Annotated in this window: 20 protein-coding genes; 9 read left to right on the plus strand and 11 right to left on the minus strand. The window is 62.8% G+C overall.

Annotated elements, in window-relative coordinates; genetic code table 11:
* Window positions 1–249: 249 nt before the first annotated feature.
* From hutC to O7A61_RS00315, 4 genes are all read right to left on the minus strand, one after another.
* The gene (gene hutC, locus O7A61_RS00300) at window positions 250–981 is read right to left on the minus strand and encodes a histidine utilization repressor (RefSeq protein ID WP_337127906.1); all 732 of its coding nucleotides are present in this window, start codon (window positions 979–981) and stop codon (window positions 250–252) included.
* 1 nt (window position 982) lies between these two features.
* Window positions 983–2011, minus strand: a complete 1029-nt coding sequence (locus O7A61_RS00305; RefSeq protein WP_337127907.1) for a zinc-dependent alcohol dehydrogenase — start codon at window positions 2009–2011, stop codon at window positions 983–985.
* Between the two features lie 15 nt (window positions 2012–2026).
* Window positions 2027–3349, minus strand: coding sequence for a histidinol dehydrogenase (hisD, locus tag O7A61_RS00310; protein WP_337127908.1), 1323 nt, complete (start codon window positions 3347–3349; stop codon window positions 2027–2029).
* Window positions 3350–3429: 80 nt separating this feature from the next.
* Window positions 3430–4203, minus strand: a complete 774-nt coding sequence (locus O7A61_RS00315) for an SDR family NAD(P)-dependent oxidoreductase (protein WP_337127909.1) — start codon at window positions 4201–4203, stop codon at window positions 3430–3432.
* A gap of 363 nt (window positions 4204–4566) precedes the next feature.
* Here O7A61_RS00315 and O7A61_RS00320 point away from each other — a divergent pair, with 363 nt between their 5' ends.
* Window positions 4567–5850 carry an NAD(P)/FAD-dependent oxidoreductase gene (locus O7A61_RS00320; RefSeq protein ID WP_337127910.1) on the plus strand — a complete coding sequence of 428 codons (1284 nt, stop codon included), beginning with the start codon at window positions 4567–4569 and terminating at the stop codon, window positions 5848–5850.
* A 16-nt stretch (window positions 5851–5866) separates the two neighbouring features.
* Here the strand turns inward: O7A61_RS00320 and fghA are convergent, their stop codons facing one another.
* Together fghA and msuE are read right to left on the minus strand one after the other, a co-directional pair.
* Window positions 5867–6730, minus strand: a complete 864-nt coding sequence (fghA, locus tag O7A61_RS00325; RefSeq protein WP_337127911.1) for an S-formylglutathione hydrolase — start codon at window positions 6728–6730, stop codon at window positions 5867–5869.
* Between the two features lie 277 nt (window positions 6731–7007).
* A complete protein-coding gene (gene msuE / locus O7A61_RS00330; protein WP_337127912.1) occupies window positions 7008–7568 on the minus strand; it encodes an FMN reductase in 561 nt (186 codons plus the stop codon).
* A gap of 137 nt (window positions 7569–7705) precedes the next feature.
* Here msuE and O7A61_RS00335 point away from each other — a divergent pair, with 137 nt between their 5' ends.
* From O7A61_RS00335 to O7A61_RS00370, 8 genes are all read left to right on the plus strand, one after another.
* The gene (locus tag O7A61_RS00335) at window positions 7706–8167 is read left to right on the plus strand and encodes a hypothetical protein (RefSeq protein WP_337127913.1); all 462 of its coding nucleotides are present in this window, start codon (window positions 7706–7708) and stop codon (window positions 8165–8167) included.
* Between the two features lie 78 nt (window positions 8168–8245).
* Window positions 8246–9217, plus strand: coding sequence for an SDR family oxidoreductase (locus O7A61_RS00340; RefSeq protein WP_337127914.1), 972 nt, complete (start codon window positions 8246–8248; stop codon window positions 9215–9217).
* 10 nt (window positions 9218–9227) lie between these two features.
* Window positions 9228–10940 carry an HAD-IIB family hydrolase gene (locus O7A61_RS00345; RefSeq protein ID WP_337127915.1) on the plus strand — a complete coding sequence of 571 codons (1713 nt, stop codon included), beginning with the start codon at window positions 9228–9230 and terminating at the stop codon, window positions 10938–10940.
* 108 nt (window positions 10941–11048) lie between these two features.
* A complete protein-coding gene (locus O7A61_RS00350) occupies window positions 11049–11366 on the plus strand; it encodes a plasmid stabilization protein (RefSeq protein ID WP_140505910.1) in 318 nt (105 codons plus the stop codon).
* A gap of 26 nt (window positions 11367–11392) precedes the next feature.
* Window positions 11393–11836: a PPC domain-containing DNA-binding protein gene (locus O7A61_RS00355; RefSeq protein WP_337127916.1), complete on the plus strand. Its 444-nt coding sequence runs from the start codon at window positions 11393–11395 to the stop codon at window positions 11834–11836.
* A gap of 39 nt (window positions 11837–11875) precedes the next feature.
* Entirely contained in the window at window positions 11876–12889 is a 1014-nt protein-coding gene (locus tag O7A61_RS00360) for an ATP-dependent DNA ligase (RefSeq protein ID WP_442921030.1), read from the plus strand.
* A 152-nt stretch (window positions 12890–13041) separates the two neighbouring features.
* Window positions 13042–13560: a YciE/YciF ferroxidase family protein gene (locus tag O7A61_RS00365; RefSeq protein WP_027145178.1), complete on the plus strand. Its 519-nt coding sequence runs from the start codon at window positions 13042–13044 to the stop codon at window positions 13558–13560.
* A gap of 65 nt (window positions 13561–13625) precedes the next feature.
* On the plus strand, window positions 13626–13919 hold the full coding sequence (locus O7A61_RS00370; protein ID WP_337127918.1) for a hypothetical protein: 294 nt from the start codon (window positions 13626–13628) through the stop codon (window positions 13917–13919).
* A gap of 22 nt (window positions 13920–13941) precedes the next feature.
* Here the strand turns inward: O7A61_RS00370 and O7A61_RS00375 are convergent, their stop codons facing one another.
* From O7A61_RS00375 to O7A61_RS00395, 5 genes are all read right to left on the minus strand, one after another.
* The gene (locus tag O7A61_RS00375; protein ID WP_084636794.1) at window positions 13942–14106 is read right to left on the minus strand and encodes a hypothetical protein; all 165 of its coding nucleotides are present in this window, start codon (window positions 14104–14106) and stop codon (window positions 13942–13944) included.
* A gap of 120 nt (window positions 14107–14226) precedes the next feature.
* Entirely contained in the window at window positions 14227–14424 is a 198-nt protein-coding gene (locus O7A61_RS00380) for a hypothetical protein (protein ID WP_140505812.1), read from the minus strand.
* Between the two features lie 193 nt (window positions 14425–14617).
* Complete coding sequence (locus O7A61_RS00385; protein WP_337127919.1) at window positions 14618–15157, minus strand: prepilin peptidase; 540 nt, start codon at window positions 15155–15157, stop codon at window positions 14618–14620.
* A 2-nt stretch (window positions 15158–15159) separates the two neighbouring features.
* A complete protein-coding gene (locus tag O7A61_RS00390) occupies window positions 15160–15699 on the minus strand; it encodes a tetratricopeptide repeat protein (RefSeq protein WP_337106718.1) in 540 nt (179 codons plus the stop codon).
* Window positions 15700–15752: 53 nt separating this feature from the next.
* Entirely contained in the window at window positions 15753–16703 is a 951-nt protein-coding gene (locus tag O7A61_RS00395; RefSeq protein ID WP_337106719.1) for a type II secretion system F family protein, read from the minus strand.
* Window positions 16704–16719: the final 16 nt, after the last annotated feature.

Raw genomic sequence — 16719 nt, forward strand, 5'->3', positions numbered from 1 at the left:
ACTGCGGGGTTCTGCTCTTGCGGCACTGTGCCTCGGCGTCTTGCCCGCCACTTCATGGTTGAAGTGCCGACATATCTCAGCGTCAGCGGCAGCGGATGTCAAGGCTGAAATACATACATGCATATACAAGTAGATGGAGTCCAATTTTACGTTTGAACCGGCGAATCTCCCGCCCGAGTACATGCTTTTTCAGGATCGATCCGATCGAGAAAACCGGTCATCCGGTCGGTTCCGCCATCGGGCTTACCTTCAGCTTGCTTTGGAAGGCGAGTAGCGGCTGCCGAGCGAGTAGCGGCTGCCGGCATAGGTCAGTTTGCTGATCGTGGCCACGACCGCCCCCGTCCATGTCCGGCGATGCAGGAGAAGGCAGCAACTGCCGACATCGATGCCCAGATGCTGCGCCGTCTCCTTGTCGGCCGGGCTGGCGGAGATGATATGCTCGACCTCGGTCACCGGGGTCTTCTGCATGAGGTAGTCGTAGGTCGCCGTCCTGGCGAAGTCTTGCTTGTCATAGTCGGGAATCAGACCCGGATTGACGAAACGCTCCTCCAGTTGCACCGGCAGGTCGTTCTCGAAATTGACGACGACGGAGTGATAGACCGAGGTGCGCTTCGCAAACTCGAACGACAGCGCGAGTTCCTTCGTGGGCACGATGGTTTCGAGGACGAGAACTTCGGAGCGATGCCTGTTGCCGCGCTCGACGATCTCGGCGGCGATGTTGTTGATCTCGATCAGCGTCGATTGTGGCCGGGGTGGCGCGATGAACGTGCCGACACCTTGCAGCCGGATCAGGAATCCCGCGGCGGTCAGTTCCCGCAAGGCCCGGTGAACCGTCATCCGCGACACACCCAGCGAAACCACCAGCTCGTTCTCGGACGGCAGCTTGCGATCCTTGCCCCATTTGCCCGTTCCGATGTTGGTCAGGATGTAATCCTTCACCTTCTCGTAAAGGGGGCTCGCCGTGTCGGGCAAATCGATCATTTCAAAAATCCTTTCCGGCAGGTTGCCGCATGCGGATGATTGTTTTCAAGCCATCGCTCGTCCCGGCCAGCAGCCGCTCATAGGCGGCTGGAATCTCATCGAGGCCGATCTCGCGGTCGATCAGGGCCAGCAACGGTTCACTCAGTTCATCCAGCATCCGCACGGCGTCGGGCAATTCGTCGGCGAAGGCATGGCATCCGAGCAATGCGATCTCGCGCTCGACCAGAACATTGGGGTCGATGTCGAGCCGGCCATGGAAGATGCCGACCATCGCCACCGCGCCACCGGGATCGAGGACGCCGAGCAACTGGTTGAATGCGGCGATACTGCCCGTCGCCTCGACGGCCGCGAGCAGCGGAGCATTGGCGGTGGCGGCGGCCATGGCGTCGCGGTCGATGTCGACGATCGTGGCGCCCGTCACCCGCGCCACCCGGGCGCAGCGTGCCTGGTTGCGGTCGGCCACAAGCACGGTGCAGGCGAAGGTTCGGGAGAGCAGCAGCGCGGCGAGACCACCGATCGGGCCGCAACCGACGACAAGCACCGGGCCCGCCGTCTTCGGCAACCGCCGCACCGCGTGCAGCGCGACCGCGAGCGGCTCGGCCATGGCAGCGACCCGCTCGTCGAGACCGGCGTCGATGACGTGCAGCAGACGTGCGGGCAGCACCGCCTGTTCGGCAAAGCCGCCATCGCAGATTTCGCCGACGAAGCCCAGCGAAGTGCAGAGATGCCGCTTGCCGGCGCGGCATTGCGCGCAATCTCCGCACCAGAAGCGGGAATCCGCGACCACCCTGTCGCCGACGGCGATGGTATCGACGCCCTCGCCCAGCGCGATCACCGTGCCGGTCAGCTCATGGCCAGCTGTCGAAGGCGACCGGCTGATCCATTGGCCGGTGCGGAAATTGTGCAAGTCCGAACCGCAGATGCCTGCGGCATCGACCCTGAGCTTCACCCAGCCGGCATCCGGAATGCCTGGCGCGGCGACGTCCTCGACGCGCAGATCGCCCGGTCCATAAAGTCGTGCCGCCTTCATCGCGATCGTCTCCGCTCAGCCGGCGAGATAGCGGTCGCGGATTTCCGAAACCGCGTTTTCGTGCGAACTGAAGCCCTCGTAGCGGGCGAGCCTGCGGGCATGCAGCGCCAGTTCCGGATAGGCGGCCGAGGTGACATAGCCGACCGACGAACGCTTGACGAAATCCGTCACCGAAAGCGGCCCATAGGTCCGCGCCCAGCGGCTGGTCGGCAGCACAGCATTCGGCCCGAGGACAAAATTGGCGAGGGTGACCGGCGTGTGCGGACCCATCAGGATTTCGGCCGCTTCGGTGATGTGGCCGAGATGCGCGAACGGCTCCTTCGAGAGTATCTCGAGATGTTCGGGCGCGTAGTCGTTGATGAAGCGGTAAGAGTCTTCCAACGACGCGGTCAGCACGATGCCGCCGCGCTCTCCCGTCAGCACCGCGCGCGAGAAATCCACACGCTGCTCGGTCATGCGCGACCAGTGGTCGGGAAGTGCAGCAAGTGCTGCCTCGGCAACCTTGCGGCTATGCGTCACCAGATAGGCCGAGGAATCCGGCCCGTGCTCGGCCTCGATCAACAGATCGAGCGCGGCAAGGCCTCCGTCGACGCTGTCGTCGGCAAAGATAATGGCCTCCGACGGCCCGGCCGGCAGACCCGTGTTGATGATCGAGGACAGCACGCTCTTGGCGGCCACCACCCATGGGCTGCCCGGGCCGACGATCTTGAGCGCCGGCTTCACCGTCTCGGTGCCGTAGGCGACCGCGGCGACGGCTTGCGCGCCGCCGCATTTGTACACAGTCTCGACGCCGGCGAGGCGAGCGGCGACCAGCGTGGCCGCGTCCACGGAGCCATCCGAGGTTGGCGGCGTCACAATGGCGATCTGCGGCACGCCGGCAATGACAGCCGGAACCGACGTCATCATGGTCACCGACGGAAAGGCGCCCTTTCCGCGCGGCACGTAGAGCGCGACCGATGCAATCGGCGTATATCTGTCGCCGGCATAGGCGCCCGGCCGGACTTCCTTGAGCCACATGGTTTCCGGCTTCTGCTCTTCATGAAAATGCCGGATGTTTTCGATGCCGAACCCGATGCTCTCCACGACATCCTTCTCGACCTTGTCGAAGGCGGCATCAAATTCCGCTTCCGACACTTTCAGTTCGCCTTCGGCCACATTGGCCTTGTCCAAGTCCCTGGCGAAGCGGATCAGGGCGGCGTCGCCCTCGTCCCTGACCGCCTGGATAATCGGGCGGACCTTTTCGACGAAGACCGACAGATCGCTCTCGGCGCGTTTCAGCAGACCGGCCCGCCGGGTGGCGTCGAGGGATGACAGATCGTGGAAGCTGATGTCGGACATGGTATTCCCTCCTGTTGGAACGCAATGTGCCGGCCGGTAACATTGCGGAAGACTCTGTTTTCGAAGCTGGGCGAGCCGCCTCAGATCGATGCGAGGAAACCGCCATCCACCGGAATGGACTGGCCGGTTATGTAGGCTGCGGCATCCGAGGCAAGGAACACGGCGATGCCGTGCAGATCGCGCAGATCGCCGAAACGATGCTGCGGAATCTTGGCGAGCATGGATTGCTGCCACGCCTCGTTGCCGTAGAACACTTCCGTCATCGCCGTCCTGAAATAGCCCGGGGCGATGGCGTTGACCCTGATGCCAAGTTCCGCCCATTCCACTGCCAGCGCCCGTGTCATGCCGAGCAGGCCCGATTTCGACGAACTGTATGGCACCGCCGTTGGAATGCCGACTTCTGAAGTCAGCGAGCAGAGGTTGATGATAGCGCCGGGCCGCCCGGCGTCCCGCATCTGCAGCGCCGCCGCCTGGGCGCAGAAGAACGCCCCTTTGAGATTGGTATCGATGATCCGGTCCCAGAGGGGCTCGTCGACGTCGAGCGAGGGCCGGACCTCTTCCACCCCGGCATTGTTGACGAGAATGTCGAGGCCGCCAAGCAGGCGGGCTGCCTCGGCGGTGGCCGCACGGCATTGGCCGATATCGGTCACGTCAAGGGCAATGGTATGTGCGACCCCGCCGGCCGCGCGGATGGCCGCCGCCGTCTCATCGAGCGAGTCCAGGCTACGCGCTGTGACCGCGAGGTCGGCGCCGGCGGCACTCAGCGCCTCGGCGATGCTGCGGCCAATGCCGCGGCTGGCGCCGGTGACAAGCGCCTTCCTGCCCGAAAGGTCGAAAAGAGAAGCGTTGCGCATTGATCCTCCTTGGCCGCTCCGGTTGCGCGGCAGAGAGACTATCAGATCGACTTGCATATACAAGCATGTACAAACGGCGGCCTCGAGGGAGATTGAGGGGGACGTTATCCGCCGCACGCGCGATCACAAAGTTAGCTCTTTCTTACGAGATGCCATGGGCGGCGATTGTTCGAGGTTTGTCCAAGACGATAGTCGGCCGGCGATGGGGGAGCCAACATGTCCAAAGCTATGATTTCCGAAAGCCCTGCAGAATTGCCTGGCGTATCCGACAAAAAAGTCTGGGTCTGCCGTGCGTGCCGGATATCGGGCAGTTGAAAGCCGGTTGCCCGTCAAGCCCGCCGCCCTATCGTGAGAGCCCGTCATATGCTGGAAAGCAGCCCGCCCAGGAGCCTCTATCGCGAAACGGCTGGCGGCGCCGGCAATTACCCCGCCCTTGCCGGTCCGCAGCAGGCAAGGGTCGCCATCGTTGGCGGTGGCTTCACGGGCCTTTCCACCGCCTTGCATCTGGCGGAAGCCGGCGAAGACGTCTGCGTGATCGAGACCCATCAGCCTGGATGGGGAGCGTCGGGCAGAAATGGCGGCCAGGTCAATCCCGGCCTCAAATACGATCCGGACACCATCGAGGCGATGTTCGGCCCGGAGCTTGGGCCGCGGATGATCGAGTTCTCCTACGGCGCGCCGGATTTCACCTTCGGTCTCATCAGGCGCCTGTCGATCGATTGCGAGGCCCGGCAGAACGGCACCATACGCGCGGCGATCCGGCCGAAGCCGGCAGCCTCCGTGCGGGCCACGGCAACGCAATGCGAGCGGAGGGGAATGCCGGTTGAAATGCTCGACGCAAAGGCGATGGCGGCGCGTACCGGCACGGACAGGTATATATCCGGCATGTTCGATGCCCGCGGCGGCGACCTCCATCCCTTGAAATACGCGCTTGGCCTGGCTGCCGCCGCGCAGAAGGCCGGCGCGCGGATCTTCGGCGGCAGCGAGGTGCTCTCGCTGAGCAGGCAGGCCGGGCGCTGGGTCATCGAGACGGCAGGCGGTTCCGTCAGCGCCGAGAAGGTCGTGATCGCGACCAACGGCTATACCGGAAACCTGTGGCCGGGCCTGGAGCAGTCGCTCGTCCCGGTGTTCAGCGCCATCGCGGCGACCGAGCCGCTTGCGCCGGCAGCCGCGGCGGCAATCCTCCCCGAAAGGCCCGTCGTCTACGAAACCGGCAACATCACCGTGTACTATCGCATCGACGCCCAGAACCGGCTTCTCATGGGCGGCCGGGGCCCGATGAGCCCGATCGGCGATGCTTCCGCCATCCGCTACCTCACCGACCATGCGCTTCGGCTCTGGCCGGCGCTTGCTGGAACCGGGTGGACACATGGCTGGAACGGCCGGGTCGCGATCACCAAGGACCATCTTCCGCACGTTCACGAGCCGAAAGACGGCGTGCTGATCTGCCTTGGCTACAATGGCCGCGGTGTTGCCATGGCCTCGGCGATGGGCGCTGCCCTGGCGCGGCGCCTGCGGGGCGACGAGACATCGCCGTTTCCCATGCCGATATCGCCGCTCAAGCCAATCCGGTTCCATCGCTTCTGGCCGCTTGGCGTCAAGGCGGCGATCCTTTCGGGCCGGGTGAAGGACCGGTTCGGGCTTTGATGAGAAGAGCCCGCCGCTATGCTCCGGCTTCAGCGCCGGACAATCTTCGGGCGTGCCATCTCAGATGATCGTCCATGAATGTCGAGATGAAGAAATACGAGTGGTCGTAGCCGTCCTGCATGCGCAGCGTCAGCGCAATGCCGGCCTTGGCGCATGCCGCTTCCAGAAGCCAAGGCCTCAGTCCATCATCGAGAAATCCGTCCGATGTCCCTTGGTCGACGAAAAGCTCCGGGAAGCGGTGGCCCTCCTCGATGAGCAAGGTGGCATCGTAGCCCCGCCATGATTTCTCGTCCGCACCGAGATATTTTTCGAAGGCCGGCTTCGACCAGCCGGCGGTGCTGGGTTGCACGATAGGCGCGAAGGCCGAGCAGCTCTTGAAGCGTTCAGGATTCTTAAGCGCGATGGTCAATGCGCCATGTCCACCCATCGAGTGGCCGAAGATCGCCTGACGCGTCATGTCGGCCGGAAACTCCCGCGCGATCAGCGCTGGTAATTCCTCGGCGACATAGGAATACATGCGATAATTACTGGCATAGGGTTCTTGCGTGGCATCGACGTAGAATCCGGCGCCGCTGCCGAACCGCCAATTGTCCTTCTCGTCGGGAATGCCGGCGCCGCGGGGGCTGGTATCGGGACAGATTACGATCAGGCCAAGCTCGGCCGCCATGCGCCTGTACTCCCCCTTGTCCATGACATTGGCGTGGGTGCAGGTGAGACCGGATAGGTACCATATGACGGGGCAAGGTCTTTCACAGGCCTGTGGCGGCACGAAGACGGCAAAGGTCATGTCGCAGGCGCAGACATCCGAAGCGTGGGAATAGACGCCCTGGACGCCGCCATGCGACCTGGCAGCGCAGATGATTTTCATCCGATCCGACATGTGTTTCTTCTCCGCCAATGTGATTCACCGCCGCTTGTCTACGGCATCGGCCGGGACCACGGCAACCTCGACGGATTGGGCTTTGGATATCGGGCCAGGTCCGATCGGGCGTCGGCCATCGCCATCGAAATCGGCAGCCCGCATCATCCTGGCAACGCCGCTGACGGTCAGGTGGCACAGGCAGCGTGCTGTATGTCGCCGCCCTACCGCGCGCTAAGCGCGTTCAGGGCCGCTTCAGCGCGCTCATGGGTCGGAGTGGGAGATATTCCGCAGCGCGCTACTCCGCGGCGATCCTGGCGCGTTGCCGGCCAAAAAGCGCCAGGCCGACATCGTCCACCGCGAGACCGATACGGGCCCGGATCGCTTCGGATGCCAGCACGCCGTCGACGAAATCCTTTTCCGAGGCGTAGAGAGCCGTCGGCAGCGCAAGAGCCTCGAAGAAGCCGAACAGCGGCCGCAGCTGATGCTCGACGATCAGCGCATGGCGGTCGCCGCCGCCGGTCGCCGCCAGCAGCATCGGCTTGCCCCTGAGGGCCGCCGGGTCGACGAGATCGAAGAAATGCTTGAACAGACCGGTGTAGCTGCCCTTGTAGGTGGGCGAGCCGACCACCAGGACATCGGCGGCCAGGATCCGCTCGAGAATGGCGCGAGCCTGTACATCCAGGTCGCGCGTCCCTTTGGCATTGCCAAGGCTGGGACCGAGATCAACGATATCATGGGTGCTGGCGGTAAGGCCGTATCGCCCGGCGATCTCCGTCACGATATGGTCCACGAAGCCGCGGGTCTTGGAGGGCCGCGTGAAATTGCCGGAGAAGCCGACAATGGCCGGGTTGGTCATGATGGATGCCCTGTGATCTTTTCGAACCAGCTGGCCGGAATGTCCCCAGTTTTTATAGACATTACTTCCGAACAAAAGGAATTGACGGTCGCCGTGGAACCAAATCGGAAAAACATTTTTCTTCCGGAGCGCCATCCTTGAAAAAGGAGCATGGCTTGGCGAGCGTGCGGGCTGCAGCCGTCGCACGCGAGGGCCGATGCGACGGCTGGCAAAAGAGTCGATCATCACCGTTTGTTCGGAACCTGATCGGCCCGCGGCTGTTTTCCGTTCAGGCAAACACGGAGGCGGCCATGGCACGCGAGAGGACCGAATATGAAACCGGCGCACGGAAATATCCGGCGAGGACCGGCTCGGATCCGAGTGATGATTTCTCGCCCGAGGCAGCGGGCAACAAGCCGCCGGCAGGCGGAATGGGGCTCACGCGACCAGCGGACCAGACAAAGGAAGAAACACATCAGTCCGGAGGCCAGCCCGGCAAGGCGACACCCAGCCCGGCAACCGAAAAGACATCCGGGGCGGGCCCGACGATCTCCGAACACTCGAAGGACGCGAAGTCTCCAAGATCGGGCCGCCAACCCGGAGCCTATGTCAAGGACTGACGCGGACGACAAGCTTTGGCATCGCGCAAACCTTTCGGTCCGCCGCGCGTTGAACTTTCTTCAGCCGAGGAGACAACCATGGAGACGAAATCCCAGACCGCCGGTGAAGCCGCCAAGCAACGCCATATCCAGCGCGGCATCGGCGCCAAGGACAAATCGAAGCGCGACGGCAAGGCTGAACACGCCATGCAGGCAGGCGCGCGCACCTATCCCGAGCCGCCCTTCCCCAAGCAACATCAGGCGAAACCCGGGTATGAAGCGGCGATCGAACCTGCCCCGCTCTACGATGCACCCTATTATCTCGGATCAAGGAAACTCGAGGAGAAGGTGGCTCTCATCACAGGCGGCGATTCCGGCATCGGTCGCGCGGTGGCGGTATTGTTCGCCCGCGAAGGCGCCGATATCGCGATCGTCTACCTGGCCGAGGACAGGGACGCCGAAGAGACAAAATCCGCCGTCGAAAAAGAAGGTCGACGCTGCATCCTCATAAAGGCCGACGTCAGCGAACGGCAGGATTGCCACGATGCCGTGGCGGCAGCGGTCGAAACATTCGGCCGCATCGACGTGCTGGTCAACAATGCCGCCTTCCAGATCCACTCCAGCGACTTCGGCGACCTGACCGAAGAACATTTCGACACCACGCTCAAGACCAATCTCTACGGCTACTTCCATATGGCACAGGAAGCGGTGCCGCACATGAAGCCGGGCTCGTCGATCGTCAACACCGGCTCGGTTACCGGCATAGACGGCTCCAAGCAACTGGTCGACTATTCGATGACCAAGGGCGGCATCCACGCCTTCACGCGCGCGCTTTCGGGCAATCTCATCGCCAAGGGCATCAGGGTGAACGCGGTCGCGCCTGGCCCGGTGTGGACGCCGCTCAATCCGTCCGACAAGGAAGCCGACGACGTCTCGAAATTCGGCGCGGACACGCCGATGAAACGGCCGGCACAGCCGGAGGAAGTGGCTCCGGCCTATGTGTTCCTCGCCTCCCCGCACTGCTCGAGTTATGTCACCGGCGAGATCCTGCCGATCGTCGGCGGCTACTGAGGTCATCGCAATGTATTTCATTGCCTTGGCGACCGACTATGACGGGACGCTCGCACATGACGGAGTTGTCTCCAAGAAAACCCTCGCCGCTCTGGAGCGGTTCAAGAAAAGTGGCCACAAACTGCTTCTGGTCACCGGACGCGAGCTGCCCGACCTCAAGCGCGTGTTTCCCGACATCGGCATGTTCGACAAGGTCGTCGCCGAGAACGGCGCCCTGATCTACACCCCGGCGAGTGAGGAAGAGCGGGCGATCTCGCCATCGCCGGAGCCGAAATTCGTCGCCAGGCTGAAAAAACAGGGGGTAAAGCCACTTTCGGCGGGACGGTCGATCGTCGCCACCTGGGAGCCACATCAGGCGACCGTGCTCGAGGTGATCAAGAAGATGGGGCTCGAGCTCGAAATCATCTTCAACAAGGGCGCGGTTATGATCCTGCCGAGCGGCGTCAACAAAGCCACCGGGCTGGCCGCCGCACTCGAGGACCTTCACCTGTCGCCGCACAATGTGGTGGGTATCGGCGACGCCGAGAACGATCATGCCTTCCTGCAGGCCTGCGGCTGCAGCGTTGCGGTCGACAATGCCATTCCCGCGGTCAAAGGCACCGCAAACCTGGTCACGCGCGGCGCACGCGGCAAAGGCGTCGAGGAACTGATCGCCAAGCTGATCGAACGCGACCACGGGATCGTGCCGAAACGTCATGACGGCATTGTTCTGGGATCGTCCGGTGGCGACGACATCTATCTGTCGCCGACCGAAAGCGTGCTCATCGCCGGCAGTTCGGGCATCGGTAAATCCACCCTGGCCACCGCGCTGACGGAACGCTTCGTCGAGAGCCGATTTCAGTTTTGCGTCTTCGACCCCGAGGGTGACTATGACGGCCTCGAGGGCGCCGTTCGGCTGGGGGATGGGTCGAGCGCGCCGACAAAGGCGCAGGTGCTGGATTTGATGGCCAAGGCCGACAGCAATATCGTCGTCAATGGACTGGCGCTTCGTGTCGATGAACGGCCTGACTTCTTTGCCGACCTGCTGCCTGGCCTCGGCAGCTTCCGTCGCCGCACCGCAAGACCGCATTGGCTGGTCATCGACGAAGCCCACCATCTTCTTCCGAAGCGGCGCGACGATACGCGCTCCGTGCTCTCGCTGGAACTGCCGGGCACGATCCTGATCACCGTCCATCCCGAGGCGATTTCGACCGACGCCCTGCGTCTGGTTACAGCCGTCATCGCCCTTGGCCCAAAGGCGAAGGACGTGGTGAAGGCCTTCTGCCACGAGACCGGCATCGAGCCGCCTAAGAACATTCCCACGCCCAAGGGTGACCGGGTTCTGTTCTGGCGGCCGCAGGCGCGCAAAAAACTCACGACGGTCAAGGTCATCGAACCTCGTCAGTCTCTCAAGCGCCACAGCCGCAAATATGCCGAGGGCCAACTCGATGAGACCGGCAGCTTCTATTTCCGCGGCCCCGACGACGCGATGAACCTCAGGGCCCATAATCTGATGATCTTTGCCCAGATGGCCGAAGGCATAGACGACAAGACCTGGGAGTTCCATTTGCGCGCGGGCGACTATTCGAAATGGTTCCGCCAGCAGATCAGGGACAAGGATCTCGCCCGCGAAACCACCGAGGCGGAAAAGGACAGGAAGCTTTCGGCGGAGGAGAGCCGCAAACGGGTGCTCGATGCCGTTCGGCGGCGCTACACCGCACCGGCAACGGCGCCTGAGGAATAGCAGCCCGGAAGCGGTCATGAACGATGTCGGAACGGCCGGTTCGCCGATCGCGATTGGAACTTGGACGGCGACTTGACGTTCAACCTCCATCGAGAAGGAGAAACGATCATGCCACGAGGCGAGAAATCCAAATACACCGACAAGCAGGAACGCAAGGCCGACCATATTGCCGAAGGCTATGAGAAGCGTGGCGTGTCCGACAAGGAAGCCGAGCGACGCGCATGGGCGACGGTCAACAAGGACGATGGTGGCGGCAAGAAGGAAGGCGGCTCCGGGCGTGGCAAGCACACAGGTCATCCGGCGGCGCACAAGGGCGGCAAGAGCGGCGGAAAGGCGTCCGCTTCCCGATCGGCCGCGAGCCGGTCCGAATCGGCAAGGAAGGCGGCGGCGACCCGCAAGAGGAACGCCGAACACCACGCCCACTGAACGGCCTCGAAGATCGGAACACCGGCATGAAATCGCGACTGGTCAACGAGGCCAACGGCCAACGGACATTTGTCGTGGTGCTCGACCCGGGTGAGGAAGCATTTTCGGCGCTGACCAGCTTCGCGGTCGAGCAGACGATCGGCAGCGCGTCCCTGACGGCGATCGGCGCGTTCCAACGGGCCACTGTCGGCTGGTTCGACCTAGAGGCGAAGCGCTATCGAAAAATCCCGGTAGACGAGCAATGCGAGGTCCTGAGCGCGATCGGTGATGTCGCGACGGGCGATGATGGCAAGCCAAGTCTTCATGTCCACGCGGTGCTTGGCTTGAGCGACGGCACGACCAGGGGCGGCCATCTGCTCGAAGGCAGCGTTCGGCCGACATTGGAAGTCACCGTGGTGGAAGCGCCGGGTCACCTGCGCCGCCGCAAGCGTGCCGAGTTCGGTGTGGCTTTGATCGATCTCGGCGGCTGAGGTGTCGCTTCGCCGAGGGGCGCGACGCCCCCGAAAGCGATGGTTCAGGCAATGACGCACAGGTTCGCCCTACCCCTGGACACGCCGCCTATGGAGGCCAAGGCCGCCGACGCCCTGCCGGAGGGGGAAGGCCTTTGGCAATACGAGCCCAAATGGGACGGGTTTCGCTGCCTCGCCTTCAAGGGCGACACGGATGTCGACTTGCGCGCCAAATCCGGCAAACCTCTTGGCCGTTACTTCCCGGAACTCGTCGCCATGCTGCAGCAGGTGGAGGCCCGTAACTTCGTTGTCGATGGCGAAATCGTCATCGAACTCGAAGGCCAGCTTTCCTTCGACGCGCTGCAGATGCGGCTTCACCCGGCCGAAAGCCGTATCCGCAAGCTGAGCGTGCAAACGCCTGCCCGGCTGATTCTGTTCGACATTCCGGCCGCGCCGGGCGGGACGATCGCGCTTGGCGAACCGTTGTCGCGACGCCGCCGGGCGGTCGAGGGCTTCGTTCGCGATTGCGCCAAGCCCGGCTTGCGGCTCTCGCCCAGCGCGACCGATCCGGCGGCCGCCAGGCGCTGGCTGGAAGGGGCCGGCCATGGCCCCACCGACGGCGTCGTCGCCAAATTGCTGGCCGACCCCTACCGGCCGGGCGAACGCGCGATGGTCAAGGTCAAACGGTTGCGTACCGCCGACTGCGTGGTTGGCGGATTTCGCTATCTGACCGGCAGCAGGGAGGTCGGCTCGCTGCTGCTCGGCCTCTATGATGAGAGCGGCAAACTCGACCATGTCGGCTTTACCTCGACCATCGGCAGGGATGACCGGGCCCGTGTCACCCGAGAGCTGGAAAAGCTGCGTGGCGGACCCGGCTTCACCGGCAAGGCGCCGGGCGGACCGAGCCGCTGGAGCACGCAGCGCAGCGGCGAATGGGAGCCCCTGCGGCCGGAACTTGTGGTCGAGGTCCGCTTCGACCATGTCACCGGCGACAGGTTCCGGCATGGCACCAAACTGTTGCGCTGGCGCCCGGACAAGGCGCCGCGCCAGTGCACCATGCGGCAGATCGAGTGACGCAGTTCGCGCCACGGGCGCGCTCGCTGGCCGGAGGCGCCCTCCCGGCCGGCTCTTTGCGAAATGGCTGGAACAACCTTCCCGATGGCAAGTTGTGCCCCAGCTACACCGCTGGTGGGCTTCACGATAATTGATAATTGGAGATGACAATCATGGCGACTGCGAAGAAAGCGGCACCGAAGGGCCTTGAAGCCCTGTTCCTCGACGGGCTGAAGGACATTTATTATGCCGAGAAGAAAATCCTGAAGGCGCTGCCGAAAATGGCGAAGGGCGCCGAATCCGAAGATGTTTCGGCGGCGTTCGAGAAACATCTGCAAGAGACCGAGGGCCAGGTCGACCGCCTAGAACAGATTTTCGAGCTTCTCGACAAGCCGGCCCGAGGCAAGACCTGTCCGGCCATCGACGGCATCATCGAGGAGGGTTCGGAAGTCCTCCAGGAATATAAGGGCGACCCCGCGCTGGATGCTGGGCTGGTCGGAGCGGCGCAGGCCGTCGAACACTACGAGATCGCGCGCTACGGCACGCTGATCGCCTGGGCCGAACAACTCGGCAAGAGCGACGTGGTCAAACTCCTCAACGAGACCCTTGAGGAAGAGACGGCGACCGACAAGGCACTTTCCAGCCTTGGCGAGGGCGGCGTCAATGAACGTGCCCTGAAACAGGCCGCCTAGCTGGCGAGCGGTTGCCCCGGGCGCCAGGCGATCCGGGGCAACTCCCCGGATTTCGGAGAACGACGATGGACCCCCGCAAAACAAAGCAACCAGCAGTGCAGCCCGACGACGCAGTGCAGGCCGAAGACGCGGCAGAAACCGAAGGTCCCGTGATCGAGCAGCAGGACTGGGACGCGCTCGCAGGCGCGAAAATCCTTCCCGACGACGCCGAGGTGGAAGACGAGGCTGAGGGCGACTTGCCCGAGGAAGATGACGACAATGCCTACCAGGAAAGCGACGAGGCATTGCCCGACGATGTCGAGGAGGCGGTCATCTCACGCGATCATTCAAGGGAAGGCGGCCACGCCGACGACGAGTGACCGAACGACGTCCGCAATCGGGTCAGCCGGCCGCATGCAACGGGGGCTCTTCATTCTCATCAGGATTGGGCAACGGCGCCTCATCGGGCAATCCGTCCGGCTCCGGTTCTCCGATCGGCTTGGGCTTCCAGTTGGGAGCCGGCATGGGCACGTCGCGGTTGGGGTCGGGTTCTCTCGGGTCGGGCATCAAATCTGTCTCTCTTTCGGCGGCCTCTCTTTGGCCGGACCGGGCGGGTTGACCGCAGCACCTATCACCACGCAGAGCCCGTCCCGAGCGCTCGGGACGGGCTCGATGCCACAGGGTTGGCTAGCGATTCTTGTGGCTTTGCTCGCCAGCTCTCACATGCTGTTCATGGGTCCCGCCGCGCATATTGCCGGAGCTGTCGCCTTGCTGGCGCTGATTGCCGCCGGCCGCCTGCTGCTGACGGTTCTTGTCGTCCATGTTCTTGTGGCTCTGCTGGCCTGCTTTCACATGTTGCTCATGGCTACCACCTTTATTGGGCATTTTTCTTCTCCTTTGAGTTACCGAGGCGAACGGCCGCCTCGAGGGTCAAAGAGACTGGTGGCCCGGACGTTCCGTCACATAATATTTCGTGAACCGTGGTGATTCCCGAGCCCGCTTGCTGCGTTCAGGGCGACGACGAGCAGCACGATTGTCAGACCGTTGCGCTGAACAGTATCTACACAGCGACGAGGTGCTAGTTGAGCTGGCCCAGGATTCCAGAGCTGTTGGCCAAGACAAAACTCCAGTAGACTTGGAGCGCTATCGTACAGATCGCGGCCGCCGAGATCGGCACGCCGAAAGGCACCACGCCCCGCTGATCGAGATGCTGGATGTAGACGCGGAAGGCACTTTGAGGCAGCAGGAGCGGGTTCTTCACGACCAGGGCCGTGGCGAGCGCGAAAACCATCAACAGCAGCGAAAATACCGTCAGGCCACTACCGCCGATCAGAAGCGGCACGACCGCCAGCAACTTGACATCGCCGGCACCGATCTTGCGCAGCAACCAGAATGGGAACAGCGCCAGAAACAGCAACAGCCCTGCAAGCGCGCTCAAACCCATATCCCACCAGGACCCGGCCCGGAGCGACATAAGCAGCAGCGATCCGAGCCCGAGGCAGAGCAGCAACAGCACGTCGCGGTTGGATATTTTCTGAGTGGTAAAATCGAGCCAGCCAGTCCGTGCGAGCAGGGCCGCAGCCAGTACCTTCAGCAGTATGGCTTCGATCAGCAGCACGTTCAGCGCTCGATGTTCTGCACGCTGGACGAGAGCAGCTTCAGATTGTTGGCGACGGTCGGATCGTTGGGCGCCAGTTCATAGGCCTTGAGGAAATTGCTGCGCGCGTCCTGCAGCTTGCCGCGCAGCAAATAGGAATAACCGACATTGTTGTAGTATTCGGGCGATGCCCCCATCAGCTTGAACGCGCGGCCATAGGCGCGATCGGCAAGGTCGAAGCGGTGGATGCGGTCGCAGGAAGCAGCAAGTCCCATCCAGGCGCCGCCGTCATTGGGCGCCAGCTGCGTCGCCTTGAAGAACAAGGCGCCGGCATTGCCGTAATTCTCGGCGCGGAACTGGTTCTTGGCTTCGGCAACAGCCTGGTCCGAGGCGTAGTATTCGACGTCGCCGACCGTCTTCAGCCCGTCGAAAGCATCGCCGAATGAGGTCACATCCCCCTTCGACGGCTCGTTGGTACGAACGACACCGTTGGTGGCGTCCGTCTGGCAGCCGGCAAGGACAACCGTCAACAGACAAGCTGCGACAGCGATAACCCTTTTCATATAGTTCCCCTCGAGGATCCCCGACTCACATTAGGACCAAAGCATACATGTAACTAGAAGAAAATGCCCCTCATGCGGATGATCACCGGCAACATAATGACCATCATCACGACAGGGAAGATGCACAACCCCAACGGGATCATCATTTTAACGGGAAGAGAATTGGCCCGTTCCTCGGCGCTCAGGATTCGTTGCCCACGCATCTCGGCGCTATAAACACGCAAGGCATCGGTGAGGCTGGTGCCGAGTTCTTCCGATTGACGGAACAGGACAGCCAGTGCCCGCGCCTCGTCAAGTCCGATGCGATCTGAAAGTTCGCGTAGCGCTTCCCGCAACGGCTTGCCAGCACGCAACTGCAAATTCATGATCGACAGCTGTATTCCCAGCCATTTGTGGGTGGCGGCCATTTCATGGCTGACGCGTTCGACTGCCCCCTCCAGGCTCATGCCCGCGTCGGCGCAGGTGATCATCATGTCCATGAAGTCGGGGAAGGCTCGACGATAGATCTGTTTCTGGCTGTTCTCGAAACGGTCGAGCAGAATGGCGGGTATCACCATGCAGGCCAACCCGAACAGGGCAGAACCAGCAAGGGTGATGAAACCTGGCAGGTGCGGCGGCAGAACCCGCGACAGGAGTGCATACATCGCCAGAAAACCGACGCAGACCGCGACAAGGCGGGACAGCGTATAAATCAGCGGTGCGCTTGATTGATAAAAGCCGGCGCGAAACAGCTTCGCTTCCAAGGCGTTTGGCTCTTCCCGCTCCTTCTCGATCGACTTGAAGTAGGCATCGACCGGCCGTTGTGCCGCAAGCTTGGCAAGCTGATCTTGTCCGAGCATCGATCGGCGGTCTGTAATTTCTTCGCCCATCAGGCTCTGCGCGACGAGCTTTCGTGTCTGCAGAGCCGGCAGGAAGACGAGCGCACCGAACAGGAAGAAGGACACCGCCGCCACAAAGACGGCAATAGACACCAAGAAGCCCAGGTCCTGAATGTTCGAAAACAATTTCTTTCGTCGCCCC

This window comes from Mesorhizobium sp. Cs1321R2N1 (assembly GCF_037179725.1).
Lineage (GTDB): Bacteria > Pseudomonadota > Alphaproteobacteria > Rhizobiales > Rhizobiaceae > Mesorhizobium > Mesorhizobium salmacidum.